This is a genomic window from Streptococcus nasisuis (genome assembly GCF_040836615.1).
Lineage (GTDB): Bacteria > Bacillota > Bacilli > Lactobacillales > Streptococcaceae > Streptococcus > Streptococcus suis_V.
Map to the genome: position 1 here is coordinate 167,671 of NZ_CP162268.1, position 13,950 is coordinate 181,620.

13 protein-coding genes are annotated in these 13,950 nt (G+C 35.7%); 8 read left to right on the plus strand and 5 right to left on the minus strand.

Features of this window, described 5'->3' with window-relative positions:
* Position 1 precedes the first annotated feature (1 nt).
* The 7 genes from lacD (at position 2) to AB1F57_RS00990 (ending at position 7,619) form a co-directional block, all read left to right on the plus strand.
* A complete protein-coding gene (gene lacD / locus AB1F57_RS00960; protein ID WP_170239303.1) occupies positions 2-979 on the plus strand; it encodes a tagatose-bisphosphate aldolase in 978 nt (325 codons plus the stop codon).
* A 188-nt stretch (positions 980-1,167) separates the two neighbouring features.
* Positions 1,168-2,001, plus strand: coding sequence for a PRD domain-containing protein (locus AB1F57_RS00965; RefSeq protein WP_367985917.1), 834 nt, complete (start codon positions 1,168-1,170; stop codon positions 1,999-2,001).
* Between the two features lie 131 nt (positions 2,002-2,132).
* Entirely contained in the window at positions 2,133-2,450 is a 318-nt protein-coding gene (locus tag AB1F57_RS00970) for a PTS lactose/cellobiose transporter subunit IIA (protein WP_003048451.1), read from the plus strand.
* A complete protein-coding gene (locus AB1F57_RS00975) occupies positions 2,450-4,129 on the plus strand; it encodes a lactose-specific PTS transporter subunit EIIC (protein WP_367985919.1) in 1,680 nt (559 codons plus the stop codon). Before AB1F57_RS00970 ends, AB1F57_RS00975 begins: the two co-directional genes overlap by 1 nt.
* 234 nt (positions 4,130-4,363) lie before the next feature.
* Positions 4,364-5,770, plus strand: coding sequence for a 6-phospho-beta-galactosidase (gene lacG / locus AB1F57_RS00980; RefSeq protein ID WP_367985920.1), 1,407 nt, complete (start codon positions 4,364-4,366; stop codon positions 5,768-5,770).
* A gap of 64 nt (positions 5,771-5,834) precedes the next feature.
* The gene (locus AB1F57_RS00985) at positions 5,835-6,728 is read left to right on the plus strand and encodes an aldose 1-epimerase family protein (protein ID WP_170239300.1); all 894 of its coding nucleotides are present in this window, start codon (positions 5,835-5,837) and stop codon (positions 6,726-6,728) included.
* A gap of 51 nt (positions 6,729-6,779) precedes the next feature.
* Positions 6,780-7,619, plus strand: coding sequence for a metallophosphoesterase (locus AB1F57_RS00990; RefSeq protein ID WP_367985921.1), 840 nt, complete (start codon positions 6,780-6,782; stop codon positions 7,617-7,619).
* A gap of 307 nt (positions 7,620-7,926) precedes the next feature.
* Here AB1F57_RS00990 and AB1F57_RS00995 read toward each other — a convergent pair whose 3' ends face one another.
* The 5 genes from AB1F57_RS00995 to AB1F57_RS01015 all read right to left on the minus strand — a co-directional run bounded on the left by AB1F57_RS00995 (position 7,927) and on the right by AB1F57_RS01015 (position 12,367).
* Entirely contained in the window at positions 7,927-9,192 is a 1,266-nt protein-coding gene (locus tag AB1F57_RS00995) for a site-specific integrase (protein ID WP_076995191.1), read from the minus strand.
* An 86-nt stretch (positions 9,193-9,278) separates the two neighbouring features.
* Complete coding sequence (locus tag AB1F57_RS01000; protein WP_018376544.1) at positions 9,279-9,530, minus strand: AlpA family transcriptional regulator; 252 nt, start codon at positions 9,528-9,530, stop codon at positions 9,279-9,281.
* Positions 9,531-9,600: 70 nt separating this feature from the next.
* Positions 9,601-10,980 carry a Rep family protein gene (locus tag AB1F57_RS01005; RefSeq protein WP_367985922.1) on the minus strand — a complete coding sequence of 460 codons (1,380 nt, stop codon included), beginning with the start codon at positions 10,978-10,980 and terminating at the stop codon, positions 9,601-9,603.
* A gap of 98 nt (positions 10,981-11,078) precedes the next feature.
* Positions 11,079-11,357: a hypothetical protein gene (locus AB1F57_RS01010; protein WP_076995190.1), complete on the minus strand. Its 279-nt coding sequence runs from the start codon at positions 11,355-11,357 to the stop codon at positions 11,079-11,081.
* A gap of 500 nt (positions 11,358-11,857) precedes the next feature.
* Positions 11,858-12,367 (minus strand): hypothetical protein, encoded by a 510-nt coding sequence (locus AB1F57_RS01015; protein ID WP_018376547.1) that lies wholly within the window; start codon positions 12,365-12,367, stop codon positions 11,858-11,860.
* 217 nt (positions 12,368-12,584) lie between these two features.
* Between AB1F57_RS01015 and AB1F57_RS01020 the strand changes: the two genes are divergently transcribed.
* Positions 12,585-13,940, plus strand: coding sequence for a hypothetical protein (locus AB1F57_RS01020; RefSeq protein ID WP_367985923.1), 1,356 nt, complete (start codon positions 12,585-12,587; stop codon positions 13,938-13,940).
* The last annotated feature ends 10 nt before the right edge of the window (positions 13,941-13,950 follow it).

Below are 13,950 nucleotides of genomic sequence, written 5' to 3' on the forward strand. Positions count from 1 at the left end.
TATGGTAGTAACAGCAGACAAAAGAAAATACATGGAAAAAGTAAGCAATGAAGCAGGTATTATTTCAGCTTTAGCTTTTGACCAACGTGGAGCCCTGAAAAAAATGATGGCAAAACATCAGATAGAAGAGCCTACTGTGGAGCAGATGGAAGAACTAAAGAAACTAGTTTCAGAGGAATTAACACAGTTTTCTTCCTCAATTCTGTTAGATCCTGAATTTGGTTTGCCTGCATCACGCGCCCGTGACGAACAGTGCGGTTTGCTCCTAGCTTATGAAAAAACTGGCTATGATACCAGCTCTACTAGTCGCTTACCAGATTGCCTAGTGGAGTGGTCTGTAAAACGATTAAAAGAAGAAGGGGCAGATGCTATCAAGTTCTTACTCTATTATGATGTTGATGGTGATCCATATGTCAACCTTCAAAAACATGCCTATATTGAACGCTTGGGTTCAGAATGTCAGGCTGAAGGTTTACCATTCTTCCTGGAAATTTTGAGCTACGATGAAACGATTGAAGACAATGCCAGTGTGGAATTTGCAAAAGTCAAACCTCGAAAAGTAAATGAGGCTATGAAAGTATTTTCGGATGAACGCTTTGGAGTGGATGTTCTCAAGGTAGAAGTACCTGTGAACATGAATTTTGTAGAAGGCTTTGGAACAGGGGAAGTCGTCTATACAAAAGAAGAAGCAGCTGAATATTTCCGTCAGCAAGAAGCGTCAACTAACTTACCCTACATTTATCTAAGTGCAGGTGTTTCTGCTAAACTCTTCCAAGATACTCTAGTGTTTGCACATGAAGCAGGTGCTAAATTTAACGGTGTTCTCTGTGGTCGTGCGACGTGGGCGGGTGTTGTGCCAGTCTATATTGAACAGGGTGAAGAAGCTGCGCGTGAATGGTTACGTACTGTTGGTCGTGAAAATATCGAGGGACTTGATGCAGTCTTGTCTCAAACAGCAACTTCTTGGCTAGAAAAATAATTGAAAAAATAACCATTTTCTTAAAAGAAAGGGTTTACATTTTCTGAGAATATGCTATAATAATCTCATCAGCAAGAATAGAGTGGATTGTAACTAATTCGATTAGGCAAGACTACAAATGGATTTGAGAGTAGGATATTCTCGGTTTGTTTGTAGTCTTTTTTTGCTTAAAAATATAGGAGGGATATATGTTTAGGATTATACAGTCACTAAATAATAACGCTGCACTGGTGAAAAATGAACATGGGGAACAGGCAGTCGTGATGGGATTAGGTATAACCTTTCAAAAGAAAAAAGGGGATTTAATTGTTAAGGACAAGATAGAAAATATTTTTTCACTGAAAAATGATGAAGCCAAAGAAAATTTTCTAACCTTATTAAAAGATATTCCATTAGATTTTATTTCGGCAACCTACACGGTTATTAATCATCTGGTAGAAACTTATCATTACCCTGTACAAGAATATCTATATGTGACACTGACAGATCATATCTATTGTGCATATCAGGCGGTTTTAAAGAATACCTATCAAGAAAGTAGACTACCCAATATTTCAGCCGAATATCCATTGGAATATAAAATGGCGCGTGAAGCCTTAGCTATGTTTCGTGAAAAGTTGCTAAAAGATTTTCCAAATGATGAGATTGGTAAAATTGCACTTCACTTAATCAATGCAAAGGGTGAAACGATTCATCCCACAAGTGAAGAACATGACATCAGTAAGAAAATTATTGCTGAGGTTGAACAAATTTTGATAGAGAATGGGATTAAACGCTCAAAAGAAAATAGCAATTTTTATGATCGCTTTATGATTCATTTGTCCTATTTTCTGAATTACTTAGACAGATCCCATCAGTCAAATGAATCGATTGCTAGTTTGGAACAGTACATCAAGCTCCAGAATCCAAGAGCCCATCAGGTTGGAAGTCAGATTTTTGAGATGATTACATCATTGGTTGATGAGCCAGTAAATGATAGTGAAAGGTTCTATATTGTGTTACATATTCAACGGTTATTGTAAATCATACTCTTCGTAAATCCAATTCAGACGTTGTTGCCTCAACTTGATGAACTTTAGTTCTATCTGCGTTTTCGTCGCCTAGTCTGAATTGAATTTCCATTGAGTACATAAAAAAATAGGAGGTTCATATTATGAACAGAGAAGAAATTACGTTATTAGGTTTTGAGATTGTTGCATTCGCTGGTGATGCTCGTTCTCGTTTGATGGAGGCACTGGCTGCTGCTCAAAAAGGTGATTATGCAAAAGCAGAAGAACTAGTTGAAGCCGCCAATGCTTGTATTGTTGAAGCCCACCATGCTCAGACTAGCTTGTTGCAAAAAGAAGCGGCAGGTGAGGATTTAGCCTTTAGTGTGACGCTCATGCATGGTCAAGACCATCTCATGACGACATTATTATTGAAAGATATGATGAGTCATATGATTGAACTGTACAAACGAGGTGATAAGTAATGAATAAATTGATTGAATTCATTGAGAAAGGGAAGCCTTTCTTTGAAAAGATTTCGAGGAACCCTTATTTAAGGGCTATCCGTGATGGCTTTATCGCAGCCATGCCGGTTATCTTGTTCTCAAGTATCTTCCTATTGGTGGCTTTTGTTCCTAATATCTTTGGTTTTACTTGGTCTGATGAAGTAGTTGCAGCTATCATGAAACCTTACGGTTATACAATGGGTATTGTAGCTGTCTTAGTTGCAGGAACGACCGCAAAATCTTTGACAGATGCGTTTAACCGTCAATTGCCAAAAACCAATCAGATTAACTTCATTTCAACCATGATTGCCTCAATTTCAGGTTTCTTATTACTGGCTTCTGATGGTATTGAAGGTGGGTTTGCCAATGGTTATATGGGAACTAAGGGACTTTTAACAGCCTTTCTGGCAGCCTTCATTACGGTTAATATCTATAAGGTCTGTGTGAAAAACAATGTCACCATTCGTATGCCAGACGAAGTTCCACCGAACGTATCCCAGGCATTTAAAGATGTGATTCCATATGCATTGTCTATCTTTGTCTTGTATGGAATTGATCTTGTGACACGTCAATTCCTTGGAACAAACGTTGCTGAGGCGATTCTGAAATTATTTGAGCCTCTATTTACAGCCGCAGATGGTTATGTTGGTATTACAATTATCTTTGGTGCCTATGCTTTGTTCTGGTTTGTAGGGATTCATGGTCCATCTATTGTTGAACCAGCAATTGCAGCCATTACTTATGCTAATATTGAAACCAACTTCCAGCTTTTACAAGCCGGTCAACACGCGGACAAAATCCTGACTTCAGGTACTCAAATGTTTATCGTGACAATGGGTGGTACAGGTGCTACCTTGGTTGTGCCATTCATGTTTATGTGGTTGACTAAATCTAAACGAAATAAAGCAATTGGACGTGCTTCAGTTGTTCCAACCTTCTTTGGTGTAAATGAACCGATCTTGTTCGGTGCACCACTTGTACTCAACCCCGTATTCTTTGTTCCATTCATCTTAGCTCCAATTGCTAACGTATGGATTTTCAAATTCTTTGTTGATACGCTAAAAATGAACAGTTTCAGCGTCAACTTACCATGGACAACTCCAGGACCGTTGGGCATTATCATGGGAACAAACTTTGCTCCACTTGCCTTTGCACTAGCTGCCTTGTTGGTCGTTGTCGATGTACTTATCTACTACCCATTCTTGAAAGTTTATGATGAGCAAATTCTTGCTGAAGAACAATCAGGGAAAGTTGAAAATAGCTTGAAAGAGAAAGTGGCGGCTAACTTTAATACTGCCAAAGCAGATGCTATTCTTGAAAAGGCTGCAGTCGATACCGAAATTTCTGAACAAACCAATGTTTTGGTACTTTGTGCAGGGGGTGGTACAAGCGGATTGCTTGCCAACGCTCTAACTAAAGCTGCAAAAGAATATGGTGTTCCAGTTACAGCTACAGCAGGAAGCTATGGGGCGCACCGTGAGATTTTGCCAGAGTATCAATTAGTCATCCTTGCACCTCAAGTAGCATCAAACTACGATGACATTAAACAAGAAACCGATGCATTAGGTATTAAACTTGCCAAAACTGAAGGGGCTCAATACATTAAACTCACACGTGATGGTCAAGGTGCTCTTGACTTTGTCAAACAACAGTTTTAGAAACTATATTTACGGTTCAGCACTTCCATCTAAGGCTAGTTTTTCAGCTACTCATCGTTAGTTTTTTTCAAAATACAGTCAGTATTCCCTCAAAAAACCGCCTTGATTAGCGAAAAACTATCTCTTATATACAAGCACTTCACTTGTGAATACAGTCTCTTAATCAAAAGGGGAGGGAGTTATCATCTCCAACTCCTCCCCCTTTATTTATTTTTGCTAGAAGAAGGTAGGCATATGGTTAAAACATTACCGAAAGATTTTATATTTGGTGGAGCAACTGCTGCATATCAAGCAGAGGGTGCTACACAGACGGATGGAAAAGGTCGTGTTGCGTGGGACAAGTATCTAGAAGATAATTACTGGTACACTGCGGAACCAGCTTCTGATTTTTATAATCGTTATCCAGTTGATTTAGAACTAAGTGAACAATTTGGGGTAAACGGCATTCGTATTTCAATTGCGTGGTCTCGTATTTTCCCAACAGGCTTTGGAGAAGTGAATCCAAAGGGAGTAGAGTATTACCATAAATTATTTGCGGAATGCCATAAACGTCACGTAGAACCATTTGTAACACTTCACCATTTTGATACACCAGAAACGCTACATTCTAATGGTGACTTTCTAAATCGTGAAAACATTGAGCACTTCGTCAATTATGCAGCGTTTTGCTTCAAGGAATTCCCTGAAGTTAATTACTGGACAACCTTTAATGAAATCGGTCCAATTGGTGACGGGCAATATCTAGTTGGGAAGTTCCCACCAGGGATTCAGTATGACTTGTCTAAAGTATTCCAATCCCATCATAATATGATGGTTTCACATGCCAGGGCAGTTAAGCTCTACAAGGATGCTGGTTATAGTGGAGAAATTGGTGTTGTACACGCATTACCAACGAAATATCCTTATGATCCAACCAATCCTGACGATGTTCGTGCAGCGGAACTAGAAGATATTATTCATAATAAATTTATCCTCGATGCTACATACTTGGGTTACTATTCTGAAAAAACGCTTGAAGGCGTTCGACATATTCTGAAAGTAAATGGTGGGGAATTAGACCTTCGTGATGAAGACTTCGCTGCCTTAGATGCCGCAAAAGATTTGAACGACTTCTTGGGCATCAATTACTATATGAGTGATTGGATGAGGGCTCATGACGGTGAGACTGAAATTATCCATAATGGTAAAGGTGAAAAGGGAAGTTCTAAGTATCAAATCAAGGGAGTTGGTCGTAGAGAATCTCCAGTTGATATTCCAAAAACGGACTGGGATTGGATTATCTATCCGCAAGGCCTTTATGATCAAATCATGCGTGTAAAAAATGACTATCCAAACTATAAGAAAATCTACATCACTGAAAATGGTCTAGGCTATAAAGATGAGTTTGTAGATGGTACAGTCTATGACGATGGTCGAATCGACTACGTGAAAAAGCATTTAGAAGTGATTTCAGATGCTATCTCAGATGGTGCCAATGTTAAAGGTTATTTCATCTGGTCCTTGATGGATGTATTTTCTTGGTCAAATGGATACGAGAAACGATATGGTTTGTTCTATGTTGACTTTGATACCCAAGAACGTTATCCAAAGAAAAGTGCTTATTGGTATAAAAAAGTAGCAAAAACACAGGTTATTGAATAAAACTAATACAAGGATGCCTAGCTCAAGTTAGCATCCTTGTTTTCATATAAGGGAGGCAGTTTTTATGCTCGAATTAAAAAATGAGAACTTAACAGTACAATTTTCTGAATTTGGTGGTCAAATTATTTCTATTAAAGACAAGGATGGTATCGAGTATCTTTGGCAAGGAGATCCGACCTATTGGAGCGGTCAAGCACCAGTTCTATTTCCGATTTGTGGAAGTTTACGAAATGATTGGGCTATCTATGAACCTGCAGAAAGACCGACATTTACAGGCACAATTCCAAGGCATGGACTTGTTCGAAAAATGATGTTCAAAAATGTAAATAGTAATGAAAACTCTTTGGAATTTTCCATTTCATCAAACGAAGAAACCGTAAAAAATTACCCTTTTGAATTTGAACTTTCCATTAACTACTCACTACTTGGCAATACAATTCGAACTGAATATCGGGTGAAAAACCTTGAGGGACATAGAAAGCTACCTTACTTTATTGGGGGTCACCCAGGTTTTAATTGTCCCTTGTTGGATGGTGAGAGTTATGAAGACTATTATTTAGAATTTGAAAAAGTAGAATCTTGTACAGTACCTAGAGGTTTTCCAGAAACTGGCTTACTTGATCTGCGAGACCGCCGGCCATTCTTGGAAAATCAAAAGACCTTGGACTTGTCCTATAAACTGTTTGAGCATGATGCCATAACATTGGATCAATTAGCATCACGAAAGGTAACCTTGAAATCAAAAAATCATCAGAAGAAACTTTCGATTGCATTTGATGATTTTCCATATTTAGTGATTTGGTCAACTACAAATCAGAGTCCCTTTATCGCATTAGAACCTTGGAGCGGACTCTCTACTTCATTGGAAGAATCTGATATTTTCAATGCCAAACGAAGTATTAGCTATGTTGCTCCAAAAGAAGTTGATACAAAATATTTTGATATTATTATTGAGTAACCTTTTGAAAATGTTTGTTCGTTACAGAAATTTGGTAAAATAGTTCGTATAATGAAAAAACTAAAAAATATTAAGCCACGATGCTTTCTTTTTATTTGTATCCTAATTTTTCTTGCTTTAGGTTTTGACAGTCGGCTTCAAGTAACTCATTACAGGCTTGTCAGTCCCAAAATATCTCAGCCAATCAGACTTGCTCTAATTACTGATTTACACTCATCAAATTACGGTAAAAATCAGATACAAATCGTGGAAACATTAGAGAAAGAAAAGCCAGATATCATTTTATTGGGTGGAGATATTTTTGATGATGAACTTTCTGACAGAAAAACTCTAGAATTGTTAAGCGGGCTAGGAAAATTTAATCATACTTACTATGTGTCAGGTAATCATGAAATATGGAGTAATCGATATGAACAGATGTTAGAACATCTGCGACAGCAGAATGTGGTCGTATTATCTGGAAATAGTAGTAGAGTTGATGTAAGGGGGCAGTCCATCACTATTTCAGGCATTGATGATCCTGAATATTTTCAAAAGTATGATGCTAGTGGGAGTTTGCTAGACCAACTTGAAGACATAAAAGGGAAGCAAATAAGCACTGACTTTCAAGTTTTACTAGCGCACCGACCAGAACTAATTGATACTTATCAAAAGTATGGATTTGATTTAGTGTTATCTGGTCATGCGCATGGAGGACAATGGAGAGTGCCTTATTTGGTTAATGGTGTATTTGCGCCTAATCAAGGTTTTCTTCCGAAATATGCAGGTGGTTTATATGAAGTTGAAAATTCGTATTTTATTGTAAGCAGGGGTCTGGCTAAAGAATCTACACGAGTACCAAGATTCTTTAATCGCCCAGAAATTATCATTGTAGATCTTGTTAATCCGTAATTTCACTTCTTTCTAATCACTCAAAAACCCACTGACTTTTAATGAGCCAGTGGGTTTATTACTTATTCGAATCAAAATCTTATTTCAAAAAAGGTAGTGATTCGACTGATTTGTACTGCAATGTAATGAAAGTTCATCCTTCAAAAATCGCTTAAAATCAAGGTTTCTACCGTCTATTGACGTGTAGTGAATCCCTATTTCACCTCAGTAAGGGTCTAATAATGTCTATTTTAGCTATCGAAAGCCTTGATATAGCAAGACTTTTATGAATTGTCCTAAAAAGTGTAGAGAAAAATGTAGAGATAACTTAAACTGTTAATTTAGCAACTTTATCAAGATAAATATTAACTGCTTCAAATTTTCGTTTTGGAGCGATTTCTGCATAGGTATCCATAGTAGTGGATATAGACTGATGCCCCATTCTAGTTTGTAATTCTTTCCAGTTTGCTCCTGCATTCAACATCAAAGAAGCATGAGTGTGACGGAATAAATGAAAACCATAATCAGGTAGTCCAAGTGAGGATAGACGTTTCTTAAGTGTGGCACGCTCATTTCTATCACACATATAATTACCATAAATTGTTGGGAATATTAGGTCGGACTTAGGCAATCCATGCTTTTCAAAATAAGTATTCATCTCGTTATGAAATTCGACGAGTGAAGCAATTGTATCTGAAGGCACAGGAATTCTCCTATTTCCTGCATCGGTTTTGGGAGTTGGTTTACAAACCATTTCCCCCTTTATTCCTAACTTCTTATTCGCTCTTTTCCACATCAGAGTCTTATTTACAATAATTTCGCTTGTTTCTAAATCCAAATCATGAATTTCTAATGCTAGTAATTCATTGATACGGCAAGCTGAAGCGAGCAGAGTGCTACAAATGACTTTAAATCTACGATTAGCTCGTGTATCTGGTAAATCTGACAAAAATTTTAACCAATGTGATAAATCGTCATCATGAAGTACCATAATTCGTTTTTTATTGGCTTTTGGCTTTGGAGGTATTTTAACAGTGGATACTGGATTTTTTGACAGTCCATAGCTCGTTATTCCGAAGTCGAAAATATCGCTCAACTTATGAGTCACAGCTCCGAAATCTTTTGCACTTCCTTTCTCTGCTCTTTTCACCCCAGATTCAACAGATTTTTTTGCCTTTTCAGCAAGCTCATTAACCCATGATTGGATTTCAGAAGATTCAATTTTATCTGGTGTGTATTCTCCAAATCTTGGAATGATGTAAGTGTCAAGATAACCTCTTACTCGATTTAGTGTATTAGCAGATGTAACCCAATTTTGATAGTTTTTAAACCACTCTTCAGCAAGCTCTTCTAAAGTATTAATTCTTATAACTTCTTTTCGGGTGCTTCCCCGCTCCTCGAAATCCAGTTTAGCTTGAATATACTTTCTATCCAATTGGCGAAGAGTTTTAGCGGTAATGGAGGTAGTGACTTGTTTACCAGTTTTTTCATCTAGTCCTAGATAAACACCTCTTAAAACGTAGTTGACCTCACCATTGTTTTTGGTCTTCTTAATTACTTTTTTATTTTTATAGATAATTGTTTCAGTTTTCATAATGCCTCTTCATGCAGATAATGAAAAGGCTAAAATAGACTATCCTCTTTTCCTAATTAGATGAATCTATTTTAGCACATTCTTACCTAGTTTTCCAAAAAATTAAGTACATCTGATAGTTTGTAATATACTGTTCTAGTACCTTCAATTGGGGGTTCAAGTCGTGGCAAGCCTTTTTTCTCCCAACTTTTCAATGTGTTAGGAGAAATATCTAAAAGTATCAATAGTTGTTTTTGGGTAACTATTCCTAACTTGGAATTATTCTTGACTTGTTGCTTAACTAGAGTTACTAATACAGTGAGCAGGTTTTCGATTTGTTTCAATTCATCTTTATTCATGTCTATTGTCCTTTTTTGATGAAAATGAGATAATAGCGATAGAGATGTGCTATCGCTTATCTCGTCAATACTAGCCTTCACTTTCAGCTTTAGTCGGTTTTGAAGTGATGGCTTTTTTACTTTCCTCATAAGAAATTTCCCAACGATTATTTAATCGAACAGTCTCAATGAGAAATTTAAGTAAATCTTTAGAGCCCATTTCTTTAGCTGTTGAAAAATCATAGTCCAAGGATACTGTAATATCTTTGTGAGGGATTTTTCTTCTTATTGGAGTCTGTTTACGCTCGGGAAATGAACTACTATAAATGGTATTACCAGTACCATCTGTTCGTAATGTTATGAAATGATGAATTCGTCTGATAAACTGACTGAGGTCTTCATAGCCACTATCTTTGGTTTTAAAGAAAAATTCAAGTGGAGGCTTTCTACTCGTGATAATTATTGTTTTTACAGCACCAGAACGATTTTTAAAGCGTGAAGAAATCGGAGAAGCTGTAAAAGGGTCTAGTAATTTTAGCCAATCTGAGGCGGACAATGCCTGCCCACGGACGTCGTCCAAGAGAATAATCTCCTCTCCTTTAACATCATCAAAAGGGTTTGTTGCCGCAGTAATGATGGCTTCCCAATCCTCTCCATTAGCTTTTGACAACAACTGAATCTCATGAGTTAGTTCTTTAGCTAATGTAGTTTTACCTAATCCAGATGCACCTTGAAAAAATATAATAGTTTTTTGGAACAATCCAAGTTCTAAATCTTTGAGAGTTTTTAGTGACTTTCGTTCAGCGTAGGTTTCAAATGCTTCATTCAATTTTGATTTGTTAAATGCATATATAGGATACAAGTCAGGGCTACTTAGAACCTCTGTCTTTTTGATTTTTCCTACAATAATGTCCATAATGAGTGCTTCTACATCAAATTTTGCTTGTTGAGAAGTCTTTTTAGCACGACCTTTTTCCCATACATGGATTCTTTCATTATAAATTGTTTCATAATCTTCACCTAGTAAAGTAACAACTTCAGAAGGAGAATAAAGGAATTTATTGTGGTCTTTAGCATGTACTAGGTAAGACAACAGATTATCATAAGCATATCTACCAGATTTCGGTTTTTCTAAATACTGTATTTCAAGATTTAGCGCATTTGCAATTTCAGTTAAAGTCGCCCCTTCTGAAAATTTGAAAAGAAAATGAACGTGAAACGATTTCAATATTTGTTCATATTTTTTTAGTTCTGGATTCCATACATATTTGGTATCTTTGTCATGAACGATAATATAAGCATCTGAAATTTTTGCTACGGAGGATAAATGTTCTATCATCTCTTTAAGTAATTCATCTGGAGCCCCCTCTATTGCTTTCTGGATTGCTTTTTCAGAATAACTTTGCCATAGCTCAGTTCTTAACTGCTGAGAACCTGCTATAACGGTTAAAATAGCTTTGTTTTTTCCCATAGTTTGATGTCCTTCCTTTAACTATTCCCTAACTATTCTAAGGTGTACTACTGTTGACAAGCCCTTTCGTACACCCGTTAGAATAATTAGAGTTAAAATCACTTAAATGTCTTCAAGATTGAATCCACTGATGCGATGAGTCTTGCTTCAGCAATTTCAAATCTTGGCTTCGCACCGAAAGTATTAGATGTATTTTTTAGGGATACCTCATAAACCCCTAGCTGATTGATGACAGAACCCAAAATTTCTTTTTTGAATGGTATCAGCAAGGTTTTCCAGGATGGTGCATTGGTTTTAAGACAAGATACCCACCCATCCTTTTTTTCTTCTTTATTACTAATACCAGTTACTGTTATGATTTCTTTTGTCTGCGTCATAATATTATTCCTCTTTCTTTATTTGTTTGTTTTTTCAATTCGATAAACTGAAAAGACTATTTCTCCTGATGAGAGTAAAGTAGATTTTCAGCTGTAGATAACATTTAGATTTTCTTGACGATAAAAAAATCAAAAGAAACATCTAAATACAAAGTTGTAAAATTAGTTGCTGAACAGTTAAAATTTTAGCTGTATTTTAGCAGGTTTTTAAATCTTGTACGCTAAGAAAATGTCATAAGTTGAATACTTCGTTTAATCGTAATTATAAAATTGAAACTGTCGCTGATTGATAATGCGAGTTCTAGAAAGCATAGATTGTTACACTCATTCTGACGCATTACTTTCTGCGTCTTCACAACCGTTCAGACTTGATGCATAATGCTGTCTGCAAAGCAGATTCATTCGCTTCACAATCTATGCTTTCTTCAAACTGCGCATTAGTTCATGTCAGCTTTTTCAATTTTATAAAATTAACTGATTAAATCTGAAGGAAATTCAACTTATGAGAAGTTTTCATAAAGCGAATACAAGATTCTAAGAACCAAGTTGCTGTCAATCCAGCTGAAAAAATTTTTTCGAAGTTCAGCATCAACTAATTTTTTACGTTTTTTGTATGTTTGCTGTAGTTCTTCAAGTTTATTTTTTAGCTCGTCAATTTCAATATCTAAATTGAAAATCTCACTGTCTTTCAAATCAACTTTTTCTTCAAGCTCAGACTCAAGAGAAGCAATTTCTTTTATCAGTTTGTCTTTTTTTGAAACATACTCACTCAAAAATGAATCGAGTCTTGTGTCTGTGCTAGCAACACGCAGAGTTCCTTTATGTTCGCCTACCACTATGCCTAGAAAAATTGGTGCATGGTTATCGTTTGAAAAACCGACATTAATGTAATGTTCTTCTGGTTTGATTTCAATACCGCCACGAGCCTTCTTCGTTTCATCCATATCAAATAAAATAATCTTTCCTCGCAACTCATCTGGGATGCCATACCAAGTTGGAAACGTTAGCATAAATCTACCTCCTTTCCTTTTTCACAAACCTCTAACTTTTTTCTAGCTGAAGTTGTGATAGAATAAATAGTGTAATTGATGAGCTCTATCTCTTACACTATTAAGTTTACTAGAACTAGTAAATTTTGATTCCTAAATTTTTATCAAAAAAACAGAGTAGTAGAGCATAAATACTCATCAGTTAAAGAATACATTAGAGAAATGATTGAGGTAGAACATGTTATTAATAATTAAAAATCGAAATAAAGTCATTTCTTTAGAGCAACTTTGTAATTCTATTCAGGATTTAACAGATTATGTTGAGATAATTGCTGACTTGCAAAAGATAATGGATTCTACAGCAAATCGTTTTAGGGTATCAAAGCAGAGAAAAATTTATGAACAATGTAAATTCGTATACAATGTCTTAAGTAGCAATACATATACAGTAAACGACTTATATTTTGCTACTGAATTTTTGATTAAATTATCAGAAGCTAATGCTGTAAATACTGTCAAAGAACGGGAAATTTTTGGCAAGACTACTGAGATATTGGTTAATATTTGCTCAAAAATACTAGAATCCAAAATAGAAGCTAGTGATTTATGCTTAAAATGTCATGTTCAAGTGTTAGCGATTGAGCTTATCTTAAGACTAAATAGAGATATTATAAAATCAAAAATTTACTACACACAAAAAGAGGTGGCGTATTTGTTTACACATCGTTACCTGCCATCGTTAGTTTATGAATTTCAGCAATTTCAAGGAGTCAATAATAAAGAAATATCGATAAATTGGATTGGTAGAAAATTAGCTGAAATTACACACCTTGATGGTGAAATAATCTTATTTGGTAGAAAGAATTATGTTTCAATAAATGCTATTAAAGAACTAGAACGGAGGATACCTCGTGTATCAGATTCATTAGGTAAGCTGTCCTCTATGGAGGAGACTATACTTGACATAGAGAGGACATTATCAAAAAAGCAGAGGGGATTAGTTGATTTAAAGGCGGATAGTAGTTTTTGGAAGTCTAATGTGAAGCAATATTTTCAAAGCTCGAACCATCTTCTGTATAAAGTAATTTTTGTTGATTTTTATATTCAGCTATTTATTAAAATTCAAAACTCCTCGCTACCACTTACTGTTGATGAAATTATTACTCAGATGGAATATCAATTTCAGAAAGAAACTGATTTTCGTGAATTTCTTAAAAACAATGAATCGCTTTTAAGAAACATGTCAGATAAGGTTCATGAGTTTATTGAAAATATATCGGAGGGAAATCTTTTTGAAAATACATTAGCCGAGTTTTCGAAGATTCAAGATTTACATGGTATGCACCAGTCTATTTTAGATTTGAATACTACTCGTAATGAAATAAATCTTTATAAATTAGCAAGGGATGCTAACGTATTTGATAGTGATTATTACTGGTATCACGATTTTTTGAAAAATACGCTGTACTCTTACAAGAGCTTCATGGATAAATCTGCAACGAAACATATTGAAAATATAGAAAATAACCTTCAATATCTGGTACAAGAATCGTCAAAAAAACAACTAGACTATAGTAAAATGAAACACAAATAGTACACAATGT